Raw genomic sequence first — 15444 nt, 5'->3', positions numbered from 1 at the left:
CGGCTGAAGCCGTACTTGCGGTAAAATCACCTTATTGCAAGACGACAACTGCGCCTTCTTCCAAGCCCTTCGTTATTTCTATTTCAGTAGAGCCTTTAATGCCTGTCTCTACATCGATTTCGCGAATTTTATTGCCTTCCTCCAATGTTCGTACGAATGTTCTTCCAAGAAAGCTGCGAACGCCGCTGCGCGGAATTTTCAGTACATCATCCCGCTGCTGCAAAATAATTTTCACATCTGCGAACCCGCCGATTGCGGCATCGCTTGGCAATTCCGCCAATTCGATATAAAGTGTTTTGGAATAACGCTCCTGCAGCATTGGATTTAATGTAGTCGGAGCCGATGAAGGCGTTTGCACGACTTTCCCCTGTACCACTTTCGTTCCAAAGGTAACCTTCGCTGGGAACCCAACGTTCACGCCGCTGATTTCCGATCCCGTATCAACACGGAGCGCTATTCGCAGCTTAGAAGGATCAGAAATAATGACAAGCGTCTGATAGGCATCTACGAAATCCCCTGGCTCTAGATCCTCAACAAACGTCACCTGTCCGTCCATCTCTGCGACCAGCTGTTTGCTGTTGAAGGTGGTCATCAATCGTTCAAGCTTTAAACTCTCAACATCCATTTGCAGTTGAGCAATCTTTAATGTGTCGCTATCATCATTTAATTTTGCCTGCTTAACTGCTAGTTTAGCTTTCTCAACCGAAAGCTGCTGCTCCTTTAACTGAATATCCAGTCCATCCACACCCAGCTGGACAAGCACATCGCCCTTCTTGACCTGATTGCCGGCAGAAACCAACATTTTAGCGATGCGGCCTCCTTGCCCTTTGAATTGTGCAATCTCATAATCGATAGATTCGAGGCTGCCATTTCCGTTAATTTCCTGTGAAATCGTCCCCTTCTCCACAACAACTGTACGATAGCTCTCTTGTGCTGGTTTTACGAGCGGCGGCTTCAATGCATTCTCTTCTGCAGGAAGCAGCGAGCACCCTGTAAGTGAAGCGCTGATCAACAGCGCAAATGACCAGCCGAGCATTTTCTTAAACTTGTGCGACAATTTGTCCATCCTCCAATTCATACACATGGTCAACAATTTCCATAATAGCAGGGTCATGCGTAGTCATAATGATTGTCATTCCAGCCGTTTCTACTAAATCGCGAAATACCTTCATAATTTGCAAGCCCGTACGACTGTCCAGCTCCGCAGTCGGCTCATCGGCAAGCAGCAGCTTAGGCTTATGGGCAATGGCCCTAGCAATAGCTGTTCTTTGCTGCTCCCCTCCGGACATCTCGAAGGGCCGATGGTGCATCCTCCCCTTCAGGCCAACCTGCTCCAAAGCCTGAATCGCAGATTCCTTGCGGCCGTTCGACGGTATTCCAGCAACTCTTAATATAAATTCTACGTTTTCATAGGCGGACATCAGCGGTATAAGAGCAAAGGATTGGAATATAAGCCCCATTTCCTTGCGTCTTACAAGATCTCTTTCTTGGTTGGACATCGTCGTCAAGTCGCGTCCATCGAACATAATCTGCCCGTCTGTTGGCCGATCGAGCGCGCTCAGCAAGTTAATTAGCGTTGTTTTCCCTGAACCGGATCTCCCTTTGAAGGCAATCAGCTTTCCTGAAGGAATCGATAGATCAACGCCCTTCAACACCGTAACTGCGCCGCTTCCTCGTCCAAAGGTTCTTTTTAAAGCGCTTGCACGAATGATATCTTCTGTTGCTGACTGCATATTTTGACAATCCTCCATTCCCATATAAACATGAACATTTGTATCTTTTTCCATTTTAACCTTGGGCATCTAATCATACAAGCAATAAAAAAATAACAAACTGACGATGAATATCGATCAGATTGCTATTTTCATATTAAATATCCAGTTTTAAAAAGAAAATAACCGCTGTTACAGTTAATATGCTTAAAATAGTAGAAACAAACACGGATTGCGAGGCAAATTCAGCTTCATTGTCGAATTCAACCGCAAGCAGCACACTGCTTAGAGATGTAGGTACGGCTGAGGATACAATTAATGCAGCTGCGGTCAGCTTGTCAAATGGCATCAGCGATACGATAAGCCATGCAAGCAATGGTCCTGCAACGAGTCTCAGCATGCCCGAGAGACTTACGTCGATGAGCAGCGAACGTTTGATCTTCCACTCCATATTGCCAAGCTGCACACCTAGCGTAATCAGTGCAGTCCCTATGAAAGCATCTGCTAAATATTTCAATGGCGTAGCAATTGGCTGCGGAATAGGAACCTCAAAGCCTCTTAATAGGAAGGCAATCGGAATGACGTAAATAATCGGCATGGAAATAATGGTCCGCCATATCATCCGCATGTCGGCCTTGTGCGCATTAACATTGTAAATGCCGTATGTATTGGGCACAAGCGATTGCACCATCATAATGAGCACCTGGATGGCGAGCGTATCTTTGTTCCCAGCGAAAGCAAGCTGATTCAGCGGAATACCGTAGTTGGCGCTGTTATAGAACAGCACGCTGTTCCGCATCGCGCTCTTCATGCTTGGTTGATACCCTCTCAGTCGAACGACGACTTCAACGATAATGTACTGCGCAACCATAAATACGGCAAAGAATAAGAGCACTTTAACGATAATATTTACCGAAATAATCGTCTTGTATAGCAAATCGAACATAATAGCTGGCGAGAATAAATAAAAATTCAATTTGGACAATGTTTTAATATCAAGCTTGAATGCTCGCTGCAGCATGATCCCAAGGGAAATCATGATGACCATCGGAAGCACGTTCGTTAATAAAATATGGAGAAAAATACTCATAACTGCATCTGCTTCTCTCTATTATATCGTGTTAGTAGACCGGATTGACGGCTACGTTAGTATACTTCACTAATTTTAATAGGATTGAGGCTGATTAATCAAGCTATGATTTCAAACTTATATACTTATCCTAAGTTCTCCCTTTGTTTCAAACTGCACTCAAAAGTTTATATATAACTAAGAAATGGTATTACCGTTGGTCCACAAGATCAGCAAATAAGATTAGAGGAGAGATGACAATGTCACGAGAAAACTCAAGTAGCGGATTATTGCTGGGTACAATTGTAGGAGGTGCCATTGGTGCGGTTGCAGCGCTATTGTTAGCTCCTAAATCAGGCGCAGAGCTTCGGGAGGATCTATCTACTAAATTCCAAGCTGTGAGCGAGAAAACAAAAGACATTGCCACTACTGTCGGACAAAAAACAAAAGACATCGCAACTACAGTTGGGCAAAATACAAAAGAACTAGCATCCAGCATCAAAGATGAAACGTCTGATTTGGTAGAACACGCTAAGAAGTCCAACCAAAATATTATGGACTCCCTTTCTTCCACCAAAGAAGAGGTTAAGGATGATCTCGTCTCCTCCGGGAGATGAATCAATGAAGGATGAACTGGCAAAAACGATTAACTCTATGGCTCCCACCGAGGAAGAAATAAACAAGCTCGGTGAAGATATGGAGAAGATGGACACCAATGCGGAAGTGATTGAGAAGGGCTTCATTCCTGATCCGGTTCAATAACATAAATCAAATACACATTACAAAAACTCCCTTTCCGTAAACACTTCGGAAAGGGAGTTTTGACATATAATAAATCAATTAAGTACGTATATCAGGAATATTCTCCATCAACAAAACCTTTAGCTTCTCGATCGCCCTCTTCTGGATGCGAGACACGCTCATCTGAGATACCCCCAGCTGATCTGCGATATCCCGCTGGGATTGACCATTATGATACGCGAGCACTAAAACCGTCTTTTCTTCTTCCTTCAACTGATCCAGCGCCTCTTCCAGATCAAGGCGGCTATCTACTTGATGATAATCGTCTTTGTCCGAGCCAATCAGGTCTCCGATCGTAGCGGCGCTTTCTCCTTCACTGGAGAGCGGTGTATCTAGCGATACATAATGATACGCTTCACGACAAGACAGCACCTCAATCGTTTCCTCGACAGATAGACTCAAATGATCTGCAATCTCTTCCATCTTCGGCGAGCGTCCAAGCTCAACCGTTAAATGATCGATAGCCTGCTGAATCAGCAAGCCTTTTTCCTTAATTCGTCTTGGCACTTGGATATACCATGACTTATCACGCAAATAATTTTTCAGATGGCCAATTATGCTTTTCATCGCATAACCCTCAAATGGAATTTCTCTCGAGCTGTCATATTGTTTAAACAAGCGCAGCATGGAAAGCTGACCGACCTGATATAGATCCTCATAGAGGTCAGGTCGGCTGCGCGACATTTTGGTAGCGGCCATCTTAACAATTGGTTCGAAATGCTTTAGCAATTGTGTAGCCGTATCATTACAATTCGTTTCTTGATAGTAAGCCATCTTCTCAATCGTTTCTTGCGGCTCTAGGCAGGATGGATTCGGATTCATGCCATCTCCTCTTTCCTACCAATTAGCTTGGTCAGTATCACTTCCGTACCTTTCTCCGTTAACACTTCCACTTTATCCATTAGAGCCTGCATCATAAAGAGACCAAGCCCTCCAGCCGTTATTTCACTTAAATCTTTATTGTGATGCGAAGCATTCTTGTTTAATGCCTGCTCGTATTTAAAGCTCGTTCCATTGTCTTTTATTCGGATAGAAATTCCTTCTTCCTCAAGCTCGAAACGAATATCAACTACCCCTTGCTGCTGATTGGTATACGCATGCAGTACGACATTCGTACACGCTTCCGTTACTGCTACCTTCATATCTTCTATTTGTTCATAGTAAAAGCCTGCTTTTTGCGCGATTCCAAATAATGTAACTCTAACAATATCGATATATTCCGCTTTAGCGGGAATCGTTAAATGAATGAATTGGCTCATAATTTCCCCTATCCTCTCTGGTGTGTTCCCGATTGCAGATTACACTTTTACTTTTTTTACTTTATTATAAAATCTGATAGTCGATATAATGCCGTCATAGACGGTGCTCAGCATGCCAGGCTCTTTCAGAGGCTTATTGCTTTCTCTTTTTATGGATGAGACTAAGCTCGCTGCTGATTCCCTCGCCACTCCGGTGAAAGAATGGATCGCGTGGCCAATGTCATTAACAGAAGTAAACAATACATCGAGAGATCTAAGCTTCGTACGCACGTCGCGAGTCATTTCATTCGTATTATGAATAGCTTCTTTCACATCCACGCTAATTTGAGTCACCTCTGTTCTCAGCTGTCCAATAGTTTCTCTTGTTTCCTCTAGGGTGCCTCTAAGCGTCTTCAACGTTTGAACAAGGGAATACAATAAGACAAGAAAGGCTACAGCTATAACAGCAACGCTAATTTGAATGACAATATCCATACAAGTCACCACTTTCTTTTTTTATTAGATACCCGATAAATGTGAATTTGAAACAGTGACACTGTCAAATGGATTTGAAAATCAAGGAACAAAAATTGTCCTTTAATAGATTCATGCTATAATAGAAGGAATGAAATAGAGTCGGAATGTATGACGAATAAACATTGATTTAAAGGAGATTATGATATTGCGAAATATTAAATTGAATATTCGTTGGAAGATTATGATTGGTTATTTTTTGATCATATGCTGCCTTGCTGTATCTATTATCGTTGTCAATAATCGGATATCTTCCTTACAGACTGAAATAGAGACAATCACAACGCGGGATATCGAGGTTCAGAATCTAATTACAACTATACGTTATAATGCTATTAGCATGGAGACAAGCCAGCGCGGCTTCGTTATTACGGGCAATGAATCCTATCTAGATCCCTATATAAAAGGCAAATCCGAGTGGCTGGCCAATTATAATACGCTCTATCAATATATTTCTGATGATCCCAGCGTAAAAAGAGATTTAGAAGAAATAAAGGTCAATATTGAAACCTGGATCGATACCGCAGGAGAGCCTTCTATAGCATTGAGAAAAGCAAATAAAACACAGGAAATTATTGAATTTTTTAATGCGGATAAAGGAAAACAAGATATAGATAAGCTCCGAGTGCAGTTTGAGTCGATGCGCCAAAAAGAAATACAATCAACCAAAAACCATATCATTCAGTTAGAAAATAAAAATGATATTCTTATTATCAGTCTTTATGTCATGCTCATTATCGTTTCTGTTATTGCCTTTATGATCATTTCTTTCGTATCAGGCTCCATCACCAAAACGATCAAACAGGTAGTCAAGACGATTTCCGACATTGCTTCGTCCGAAGGAGATTTGACTACTCGAATACATGTAAAAACAAATGATGAAATCAAAGAACTTGCCGAAGCGACCAATAATCTCCTGGATAACATAAACGGACAAAATTGGATTCAAAAAAAGGTAGCCGAAGTGGCCACCATGAATCAAGGAATTAATGATATTGATACTTTGGCGGAAGCTTTCCTCTCCAAGCTTGCTCCAACGCTTAATGCAACTTATGGACTATTTTATATTAGCCGGGGCACTGGAGATAAGCAGAGGCTGGATAAGATCTTTTCTTACGCCGGTTACGGCGAGAACGAAGCGATCTCCAGCTTCCGTATCGGGGAGGGACTCATCGGTCAAGCTGCGCGTGAGAACCGTACGTTCCTGCTCAATTCTACTCCGGAGAACCCGATTCAAATTACATCAGGAATGGGTAATTTTCCACCGCACAGCATTCTAATTGTACCGATTGAATTTGAAAAAAAGGTAGTTGCCGTCATCGAATTCGCATCCGTTGAACCGTTCAATTCGCAGCATCTTAAGCTATTGGAGCAAATCCAAGGACACTTTGGCGTTGCAATCAATAATGTTGCAGGTCGCATGGAAGTTGAGCGGCTGCTGAGTGAATCACAAGTGTTAACAGAAGAGCTTCAAACACAAACCGAAGAATTGCAAACTCAGTCGGAAGAGCTTCAAATGCAGCAAGAGGAAATGCGCATGACTACCGAGCACCTGGAAGAGCAAAATCTTTTTGCCGAACAAAAAACAAAGGAATTGGAAAAAGCGAAGGAAGAGCTAGAAACCTATTCCGAACAGCTCCGAAAGAGCTCGCAATACAAAACTAATTTTCTTGCCAATATGTCTCATGAGCTTCGTACTCCGTTAAACAGCATCTTGATTCTTTCCCAGCTGCTGGCCGAGAATGAAAACAAGACGCTTAATGTGGAAGAAGAAGGGTATGCTAATGTTATTCATACTTCCGGGAATGATTTATTAACGCTTATTGATGATATTCTCGATTTATCCAAGATCGAGGCCGGAAAGGTACTGCTCACGATCGATGAAGTAAATGTATCCGAAATACCGGAGCATATGCAGCTTAATTTCAACAAAATAGCTGAAAATAAAGGGTTAGCATTCCATGTGAATATAGCTGAAGACGTCCCAATTGTCCTGTATACGGATGGTCAGCGACTACAGCAAATTTTGAAAAACCTATTATCCAATGCTTTTAAATTTACGGAGACCGGATCAGTCGCCTTGAATATCAAGCATGCTGATCCGAACAGTGTTAAAAAGTATGTTCCAGCGCAATTGAATACTGAGGTATTAGCGATTTCAGTAACGGATACCGGTATTGGGATTCCGAAAAACAAACAACAGTTGATTTTTGAAGCATTCCAGCAGGTAGATGGCGAGACGAATCGCCTATACGGCGGAACTGGCTTAGGCTTATCGATTTGCAATGAATTTGCAAGACTGTTAGGCGGCAGCATTATTGTTGATAGCGAGCCTAATAAAGGAAGCACATTTACTTTATTTATACCTAATCTGCCAAATGCGGAGAAGGAGCAGCTTATTGCGTCTCAATATGAGGTGGCAGCAGCCGTTCCTAGCGAAGACATGAAGCAGGAGGAAATGACTCACTCAGCGGCAACAAGGAAATCGTCAGAATTTGAGATTTCCTTGTTTAAAGGAAAGAAAGTGCTTCTCGTGGAGGACGACTCGCGCAATGTCTACTCTCTAGTCAAAGCGCTCGAGCACAAGCAGTTTGACGTGACCGTTGCAAGCAACGGAAAGGAATGCTTGGAAATCGTCGAGCAGCAATCCGACTTTGATTTGGTACTGATGGACATTATGATGCCGATTATGGACGGGTATGAAACGATGAGAGCTCTTCGTCTTGATTCCTCAGAAATGAAGAATACGCCTATAATCGCCTTGACAGCTAAAGCGATGAAGAGCGATCGGGAAAAATGCTTAGAAGCTGGTGCTTCCGATTATATTAGCAAGCCATTAAATATGGATCAGCTATTCTCACTCATGCGTGTATGGCTGACTAAGCAGGTGGGTAATTAATTGACTAATTCTTTTGAAGAAGATGTGTTCGAGTTCGGACCTGATTTGAATCCAAATAATGAAATTGAGCGAATTGAAATTAACTTATTAGTAGAAGGTATTTTTAGCGCATACGGCTTCGATTTCCGCAATTATTTAAGATCCTCGCTTCGCAGGCGGATCTATCACCGGATGAATTTGGAGAGCCTTCCTACTATCACTTCGCTTTTGGATCGAATTTTGCATGATCCGCTCATGTTGGAGAGATTGTTAAATGATTTCTCGATCAAGGTAACCGAAATGTTTCGTGATCCTAGTTTTTTTCACTCCATTCGCAAGGAAGTCATTCCCCTACTGCGTGATTATCCCGAAATCCGTATTTGGCATGCTGGCTGTGCCAGTGGGGAAGAAGCTTATTCAATGGCCATTTTATTGCTGGAGGAAGGTTTGCTATCCAAATCGAAGATATACGCTACCGATATGAATGAGAATATTATCCATATCGCCAAGCAAGGGAAATTCTCGCTTAAACGGATGCAATCCTTCACGAAAAACTACCTCCAATCAGGTGGTATTAAAGAGTTTTCATCGTATTACACTACGGATGAAGAGTTCGCTCTATTTCATCCGTTTATTAAAGAGAATATTATGTTCGCGCAGCATAATTTAGCTACAGATCGTTCATTCAATGAGTTTCACGTCATTTTATGCCGCAATGTTCTTATTTATTTTGATTCAGAATTACAGAACCGCGTGCATAATTTGTTCTTTGAAAGCCTCGCCCCGCATGGGTTTTTGGCTTTAGGCAATATGGAAAGCTTAATTACGGACCACAAACCGGACTATGCGGATTTCAATGCGCCGGAACGCCTTTTCCGTAAAATAAAAGATTGATTGCAGCACAAAAAGAGGCTGTCCAGAAGGTCATGAAACCTTGAGCGGTAGCTCAAAATTTATGATTTTCTGGACAGCCCTTTCTATACAGCCTGCCTTCTTCGTAACAGCTCATATCTGCTAATGGAAATAGAGCTAATTTTTAGCTCTATTTCTCCAAAAGTAAGCTAAGTTGGTGGAATAGAGCTAGTTTCTAGCTCTATTTCGCTCATTTATCATCAGATGAGCTCATATCTGCTAGTTTTCTTGGAAATAGAGCTAATTTTTAGCTCTATTTCTCCAAAAGCATGCTAAGTTGGTGGTATAGAGCTAGTTTCTAGCTCTATTTCGCTCATTTATCATCAGATGAGCTCATATCTGCTATTAATGAAAGAATGGCGGTACAGGAATAACCCCCTAAACCGCCATTCTTTCATTATTACAACATTTTTGTTCAAAGTGAGCTATCTCTCCAGTGAACTTCCTACTTTTGAGACAGCTTTTTCTATTTATAAGTGTCCCTAAGAATACTCCTTGGTTGCCGATAAGAACTTGGTTAAGCATACCTCGGTTCCATCCTCAGTAGTCTTAACATCTACCTCATCCATGAGCGCCTGCATTAAATAGATGCCGAGGCCTCCTACACGCAGCCCGCTTACTTCTACGTCCGGCAGTGGTGCTGCCTTATCCAGCGCATTCGGAATAGAGATAACTGAGCCGCTGTTCTTCACTTTGATGGTTAGGCCTGTAGTGTCAGACTCGAAGCTAATATCTATAACTTCACTGGCAACATCCTTAGCACCATGAATAACCGCATTATTGCATGCTTCAGATACAGCTACCTTCATATCCTCGATATCTTCATAGGAAAAGTTCATTTTCGTCGCGATTCCAAAGAGGCAGATTCTAACCATATCTATATAGTCTGCATGGGCCGGTATTTGTAAACGGATGGCATTCATGCTTGAGCCTCTGTCCCCTCTGTTAAATATCTGGATATGCCTGTTAAATCAAATAAACGTTTAATCGCTGGCGGTATCTCACGCACGTAGAATGGCGCTTTAAGCTCATCGCGCAGCTTCAGAACCGAAACAATAATACCAATACCGGTACTATCGATATATTTGAGATTTTTCAGATTTAGAACAAGCGTCTTATCCGTACGATTAATGACAGGCTCCAATGCAGATCTAAGCTGAGGCACAACAGATAGATCCAATTCCCCTATTATATGCAAAATATGCTGTGAGTTCGTTTCTTCATGTTCGATTTGAAATTGCTCAGCTTTCATTCATTTCACTCCGCTCACTTTTGTTTAATAAATAATAACAATATCATTACGTTAGTACAAGCCGTATAAGCGATACATCACATCGATAAATTATGGAAATAGCTAACGGAGGTTAGCTGCTTCGTGTCAGAATCAATAAAAAGCTTTAATAAAGCTTCATTCCGTTCAAATACGATGCCATCCTCCGTTATATAATCTGGTTCTCCCAGTGCTGCTTGTAAATCTTCCACTGTTGCGGGAATGACTGCATCATCAATGAGCAAGCTTCTTGAAAGATCTTCAATTTCAACAAAATCTACGATTCCATCACTAAAAATGATATTCATAGCAGGGTATTGATAAGTTTCAATACCTTCCAAATACTCATCCGCTATAATCTGCTCAGGTTGGCCAAGCTTCTCAATTACACTAGCGGGATCATCGTATAAAGAAACATTGTTGACCGTTTGAAGCATAAGCTGCTGCTCTTTGGCTGTTTCATTCATATTCACCGCTTGTTCAGCCTTTGCTTCTGTTGCATTTGGTTCAGGCGAAAGGGTCATAGAAGCGATTATAATCTTATTCGCTGTTTCAAAAAGCGTTTCCGTCTTAACTTCGATTCGATTAGGCGTTGCTAAGTAAGCATCCGTTGTCCCTTCGAAATCGCCTGAAGAAACGAAAATACTGCCGATTAAACAGCCAATTAAAAAATAAGTCTTCATATGGAAGCCCTCCTATACGCATTGCAGTACTAGGTTCCATTGCATGTAGTCATTGATCGGTCGATACAGCTTATAATTACATATAAACGGTTCTGTTAGATTTGAAACAGTTATTATCAATTCTTTTTGATACATGTATGATCCAATTATTTCGTGAATATACAAACTATACAAATATCATCTTTCTGAATACCGTTCGTATGCTCCGCTAATACTTGCTGGACATGCTCTAATGGATCAACAATTTGCTTGTTTGCTAACTCACCAACCAGCTTATTAAGCTGAACGTCTCCGTCATCCATGAGCATTTCACTCAACCCATCAGTGTAAAGCATAATTTTCACATCTTCCTTGTAAGCAATTGTTCCTTTGGTGACATCCAAATTTTCAAATAATCCTATTGCACAACACCCCTCCGTAAGGAGTGTCGTGTTATTGTCTATTAGTAATCTCCCTGGCGGGTGACCGGCGTTCACATATTCAATAGTTCGATTGTTCGTATCAATGACTAAATAGATAGCCGTAAAATAGTAATTCAATAGCTCTTCTTTCTTATAAAGCTGTTTCATGTACCGATTCAGCTCACGCATAACGAGCGCTGGATCTGTTATATGAGTTATCGTATCCCGCAGCACGGATGAAATATACATACACACTAAGGAGCTTGCAATGCCATGTCCCATCATATCGAGTAGAATGATGCCATAACGGCTTTCATCGATCCGATACCAGGCGTAAAAGTCGCCAGCAAGCTCTGAGGACGGCTGATAAACCGCGCTGATATCAATTTTCTCATCATTAATTGGCTGGCTTAATACATTACGCTGAACCTTCTTAGCAAGATCAAGCTTGAATTGCATCAGCTTGTCTCTCTCTTTATGCCAATCAATCTCATGCTTAAGTCTGAGAGCTGAACGAATACGGGCTAGCAGCTCCATTTTGTTAATCGGCTTCATCACGTAATCACTTGCTCCTGCATCCAAGGACTCGGCCATCTTGCTGGAGTCTCCCAGCGCTGTAACAAATATAATAGGTACATCCTTATAGCGCTCAACTTGCAAAATTCGTTTGCACGCTTCTAAACCATCAATTTCCGGCATCATCATATCCATTAAAATAAGGTCTACATTAGTCGTTGCAGCTGGACATGTCGAATCAATATCCAGTAGCTTGTACAGTTCGACAGCCGATGAAACGACCTTCAAGTCACCGTAGCCTGCTTTATTTAGAATAGCTTTAATAATGAGCTGATTTGTAGCATTATCATCAACAATTATAATACTCATATTGTAAGCTCCTTTAATAGTATATACTCTACATTTTGAGCATGTTTGATTGAGTAGTCAATCTTTATCCTGTCAGCGGAAAATAAGTAAATATAAGAAAAGCCATATGTTTAAAAAAGATTTAATACGCATGGCTTTGCTTATATGAAACAAGGCCTACCCGACTGGATAGGCCTCCTTCCATTTAAGCGTAACAGGGGCAGTGCTTATACGACATAGTGTGGATAGTAATATACGGCAGGGTCATAGTCCTCGCCAATATACTCGGTGCCGCCCCAAGCGATAACCAGAATCTTGTCCTGATCCATATCACGCTCTAGCCGTTCTGAGTCCATCTTGGAAATACCAAGCGATCTCATCTTGGCGCGAAGCTCGTCACCGTTTGAACGGAAGATATTGGCGATTGCTGTTCCTAAGCCTTCCTCTGCAACACCGATATTTTCTGCATCCGTATTATCAACAATGCGTTTCGTACGATCTTTATCATGAGTCAATACGAAGATATTATCTTTTGCATAGCCTTCTGATTGGAATTTATATACCTGCTCTTGTACCTCTGCAATATTATTCACTGTGTGTACCTTAGTATTAGATAGATTATTCATTGTAATTCCTCCTATTTGTCCCAAATGTTTATTTCTTCTCATTAGTTGTTTTAGACTAGCCTAATCATTTACGAAACAATTTAACTGGCTCTTCTTCGACCGACAATGAGAGATACGATAAAGAGAACTATAAATACGATGAACAGCACTTTAGCTATTCCTGCTAGTGCGGAAGCAATTCCTAGGAAGCCAAAGATACCTGCAACAATGGCAAATATGAAAAATAATAGAGCCCATCCTAACATTAGAATCACCTTTCTTTCTAATTGTTTTTTGCTAACTTGACATGTAATTAACCACACTAGCACCCTTTGAAACAGCGTAATTACTGGCATTATCTTAAAAACCAATCTTATTTCGGTGCTTATAATGAAAGGATTTATGTTTATTTTTTCAAATGTTTCAGGGGCGTTGGATTTAGTTTAAAGAGAGTACACGAATTAAATTAGCAACTGAAAAGGACTGGTGATGATCGATGGAAAAACAACGTACTCACGTCAATGGCATCGATTTAGTCTATGAAGAGTGTGGAAGTACGAACGAGAAGGTTATTGTTTTAATCCACGGCTTCTGTGGATCATCTCAATACTGGCAAAAAATTTGTCCGCTTATGAGCGATGAATATCGTATCATTATTCCTAATCTTCGAGGCCACGGTGGTTCTTCTAGCCCGGAGGGCACGTATACGATGGATGTAATGGCTGACGATATTGCCAAGCTGCTGGAAACACTTGGAATAGATAAGGTGGTTATGTTCGGCCATTCCTTAGGAGGTTATGTAACGGCTGCATTTGCGGAGAAATACCCTGAGAAGCTGAAAGGATTTGCACTTATTCATTCCACTGTACGTCCCGATTCCGATGAAACGAAGGAAAAACGGGTTAGAGACATTGCCGACATTCGCGAAAAAGGAATTACAGCTTTCGTCCGCAACATTATTCCTGATTTATTTAATGAAGAAAAGCTGGATGAAATGCGCGATGATGTGAATGAATTGATTCGTGTCGGACAACAAATGAAAGCAGAAGCTGCTATTTCAACTATACAAGGCATGATGCAGCGCCCTGACCGAAGCCATGTGCTCGCTGAAGCCGCATTCCCTGTTCTACTGGTAGCAGGCGCTGCAGACGGACTCATTAAGCCGGATGACTCCTTTTCTGTCACTAGCGCGAATGATGCCGAATCAACCTATAAATATCCGCATACCCTTGAAACCACTTTCGAGGATGTCGGACATATGAGCTTATTGGAAGTATCGGACCAACTCGCACGAGTCATGTCAACTTATTTGAAAACATTGCGAGAGAAAGAGAAGACAAGAAGCGAGGTTAAGGATTTACCAGCGGATCACGGTTGCTGACCGCCCGTATAATAAATGTTTCAAATTCAGTCAAGCTGGTTAAATAAATAGGGCAGGCAATCATTCTGCTTTACAGATTGCATTCGCAAATAATTAGAAGCTTGTTCGAAGGCCGCAAGGATAGCTTCTTCATTGAATGGGAGAACGTGTTTAACCATGCAAGGAACGACTTTAGTAAACCATGCAACAAAAATCAGCTGTAAAAAGGATAAAAACTCTTTTCTTATTCTTTTATCCATTATGAAGCATATCGGTCCCGTACCGATTAGCGTCAAATAACATCATAAAACAACTTTTGAAGGGCTGTCTCAAAAAGTAGATTAACTACTTTGGGGGCAGCCCTTCTGGCGTTATTCTCTTCCAATTCCTGTACTTGTATGGTAGTATGGTAGTGTAATGTGAAAGGAATGATTTTATGGACTTTGGTACTCGTCCACAGCCTGTTTCAACAAGAGAACTGGTCTATTCGCAGCTAAGAGAACAAATATTAAAGCTTGAGCTCCCTCCTGGGACATCTCTATCTGAGAATGAGACCTCGTTATTATTTAAGGTCAGCCGTACACCCGTTAGAGAAAGCTTCCTGCGACTTGCTCAGGAAGGACTTGTGCAAGTGCTCCCGCAGCGCGGAACGTTCGTATCGCTAATTGATACGGCGCTGGTTGAAGAAGGAAGGTTTATGAGGGAGCAGCTTGAGAGCGCTATCATCGTTCTTGCATGCAGCCAATTTCCCGAGCAAGCTTTAGCGCAGCTAGATTGGAATATTGAGCAGCAGCGCCTCTGTGTACAAAAGAAAGATGACAAAAGCATGTTCGAGCTTGATGAAGCATTCCACCGCATCCTGTTCGACGGATGCAGCAAGAGCAATATTTGGGCTGTCATGCAGCAGATGAATGCGCATCTCAATCGAAGCCGGATGCTGCGGTTAGTCGATGACCATAATTGGGAGCTTCTATATGAGCAGCATCGTGATATGGCTGCAGCAATCAAAGCACAGGATGGATCAACTGCCAAGCAGTTAATGAAAGAACATCTGAACCTGAACATTGTGGAGCAGGCTCTTCTGAAAGAGAAATATCCGAATTTCTACAAATAATAA

Annotated in this window: 18 protein-coding genes; 6 read left to right on the top strand and 12 right to left on the bottom strand. The window is 41.7% G+C overall.

What is annotated here, in order from left to right; genetic code table 11:
* Window positions 1-31 precede the first annotated feature (31 nt).
* The 3 genes from CEF13_RS05660 to CEF13_RS05650 all read right to left on the bottom strand — a co-directional run bounded on the left by CEF13_RS05660 (window position 32) and on the right by CEF13_RS05650 (window position 2802).
* Window positions 32-1057 carry an efflux RND transporter periplasmic adaptor subunit gene (locus CEF13_RS05660; RefSeq protein ID WP_102709816.1) on the bottom strand — a complete coding sequence of 342 codons (1026 nt, stop codon included), beginning with the start codon at window positions 1055-1057 and terminating at the stop codon, window positions 32-34.
* Window positions 1041-1733: an ABC transporter ATP-binding protein gene (locus tag CEF13_RS05655; protein ID WP_243864932.1), complete on the bottom strand. Its 693-nt coding sequence runs from the start codon at window positions 1731-1733 to the stop codon at window positions 1041-1043. Before CEF13_RS05655 ends, CEF13_RS05660 begins: the two co-directional genes overlap by 17 nt.
* Before the next feature lie 136 nt (window positions 1734-1869).
* Window positions 1870-2802, bottom strand: coding sequence for an AEC family transporter (locus tag CEF13_RS05650; protein ID WP_102709815.1), 933 nt, complete (start codon window positions 2800-2802; stop codon window positions 1870-1872).
* Between the two features lie 239 nt (window positions 2803-3041).
* Between CEF13_RS05650 and CEF13_RS05645 the strand changes: the two genes are divergently transcribed.
* The gene (locus CEF13_RS05645) at window positions 3042-3398 is read left to right on the top strand and encodes a YtxH domain-containing protein (RefSeq protein WP_166742981.1); all 357 of its coding nucleotides are present in this window, start codon (window positions 3042-3044) and stop codon (window positions 3396-3398) included.
* Between the two features lie 4 nt (window positions 3399-3402).
* Window positions 3403-3543: a hypothetical protein gene (locus CEF13_RS28720; protein WP_166742980.1), complete on the top strand. Its 141-nt coding sequence runs from the start codon at window positions 3403-3405 to the stop codon at window positions 3541-3543.
* Between the two features lie 78 nt (window positions 3544-3621).
* Here CEF13_RS28720 and CEF13_RS05640 read toward each other — a convergent pair whose 3' ends face one another.
* From CEF13_RS05640 to CEF13_RS05630, 3 genes are read right to left on the bottom strand one after another with little or no spacing between them, the layout of a single operon-like run.
* Window positions 3622-4404: a sigma-70 family RNA polymerase sigma factor gene (locus tag CEF13_RS05640; protein WP_102709813.1), complete on the bottom strand. Its 783-nt coding sequence runs from the start codon at window positions 4402-4404 to the stop codon at window positions 3622-3624.
* Window positions 4401-4841, bottom strand: a complete 441-nt coding sequence (gene rsbW, locus CEF13_RS05635) for an anti-sigma B factor RsbW (protein WP_102709812.1) — start codon at window positions 4839-4841, stop codon at window positions 4401-4403. Before rsbW ends, CEF13_RS05640 begins: the two co-directional genes overlap by 4 nt.
* A gap of 39 nt (window positions 4842-4880) precedes the next feature.
* Window positions 4881-5315: a DUF948 domain-containing protein gene (locus CEF13_RS05630; RefSeq protein WP_102709811.1), complete on the bottom strand. Its 435-nt coding sequence runs from the start codon at window positions 5313-5315 to the stop codon at window positions 4881-4883.
* Between the two features lie 181 nt (window positions 5316-5496).
* Here CEF13_RS05630 and CEF13_RS05625 point away from each other — a divergent pair, with 181 nt between their 5' ends.
* Both CEF13_RS05625 and CEF13_RS05620 read left to right on the top strand, forming a co-directional pair.
* On the top strand, window positions 5497-8253 hold the full coding sequence (locus CEF13_RS05625; RefSeq protein ID WP_208414848.1) for a response regulator: 2757 nt from the start codon (window positions 5497-5499) through the stop codon (window positions 8251-8253).
* Complete coding sequence (locus CEF13_RS05620; RefSeq protein ID WP_208414846.1) at window positions 8254-9126, top strand: CheR family methyltransferase; 873 nt, start codon at window positions 8254-8256, stop codon at window positions 9124-9126. It begins immediately after the preceding gene.
* A gap of 500 nt (window positions 9127-9626) precedes the next feature.
* Here CEF13_RS05620 and CEF13_RS05615 read toward each other — a convergent pair whose 3' ends face one another.
* The 6 genes from CEF13_RS05615 to CEF13_RS05590 all read right to left on the bottom strand — a co-directional run bounded on the left by CEF13_RS05615 (window position 9627) and on the right by CEF13_RS05590 (window position 13233).
* Window positions 9627-10067 carry an ATP-binding protein gene (locus CEF13_RS05615; protein WP_102709810.1) on the bottom strand — a complete coding sequence of 147 codons (441 nt, stop codon included), beginning with the start codon at window positions 10065-10067 and terminating at the stop codon, window positions 9627-9629.
* On the bottom strand, window positions 10064-10396 hold the full coding sequence (locus tag CEF13_RS05610; RefSeq protein WP_102709809.1) for an STAS domain-containing protein: 333 nt from the start codon (window positions 10394-10396) through the stop codon (window positions 10064-10066). The genes CEF13_RS05615 and CEF13_RS05610 overlap by 4 nt, the downstream gene beginning before the upstream one ends.
* A 77-nt stretch (window positions 10397-10473) precedes the next feature.
* Window positions 10474-11097, bottom strand: a complete 624-nt coding sequence (locus tag CEF13_RS05605) for a hypothetical protein (RefSeq protein ID WP_102709808.1) — start codon at window positions 11095-11097, stop codon at window positions 10474-10476.
* Window positions 11098-11243: 146 nt separating this feature from the next.
* Window positions 11244-12383: a fused response regulator/phosphatase gene (locus tag CEF13_RS05600; RefSeq protein ID WP_102709807.1), complete on the bottom strand. Its 1140-nt coding sequence runs from the start codon at window positions 12381-12383 to the stop codon at window positions 11244-11246.
* A gap of 206 nt (window positions 12384-12589) precedes the next feature.
* The gene (locus tag CEF13_RS05595; protein WP_166742979.1) at window positions 12590-12988 is read right to left on the bottom strand and encodes a YflT domain-containing protein; all 399 of its coding nucleotides are present in this window, start codon (window positions 12986-12988) and stop codon (window positions 12590-12592) included.
* Between the two features lie 80 nt (window positions 12989-13068).
* Entirely contained in the window at window positions 13069-13233 is a 165-nt protein-coding gene (locus CEF13_RS05590) for a DUF1328 domain-containing protein (protein WP_102709806.1), read from the bottom strand.
* A 230-nt stretch (window positions 13234-13463) separates the two neighbouring features.
* On the opposite strand from CEF13_RS05590, the gene CEF13_RS05585 reads away from it, so the two are divergent.
* Entirely contained in the window at window positions 13464-14348 is an 885-nt protein-coding gene (locus CEF13_RS05585; protein WP_102709805.1) for an alpha/beta fold hydrolase, read from the top strand.
* A 415-nt stretch (window positions 14349-14763) separates the two neighbouring features.
* Window positions 14764-15441, top strand: a complete 678-nt coding sequence (locus tag CEF13_RS05580) for a GntR family transcriptional regulator (protein WP_102709804.1) — start codon at window positions 14764-14766, stop codon at window positions 15439-15441.
* Window positions 15442-15444: the final 3 nt, after the last annotated feature.

It is taken from the genome of Paenibacillus castaneae (assembly GCF_002884445.1).
Lineage (GTDB): Bacteria > Bacillota > Bacilli > Paenibacillales > Paenibacillaceae > Pristimantibacillus > Pristimantibacillus castaneae.
This window is presented reverse-complemented; position numbering and strand designations above follow the sequence as displayed.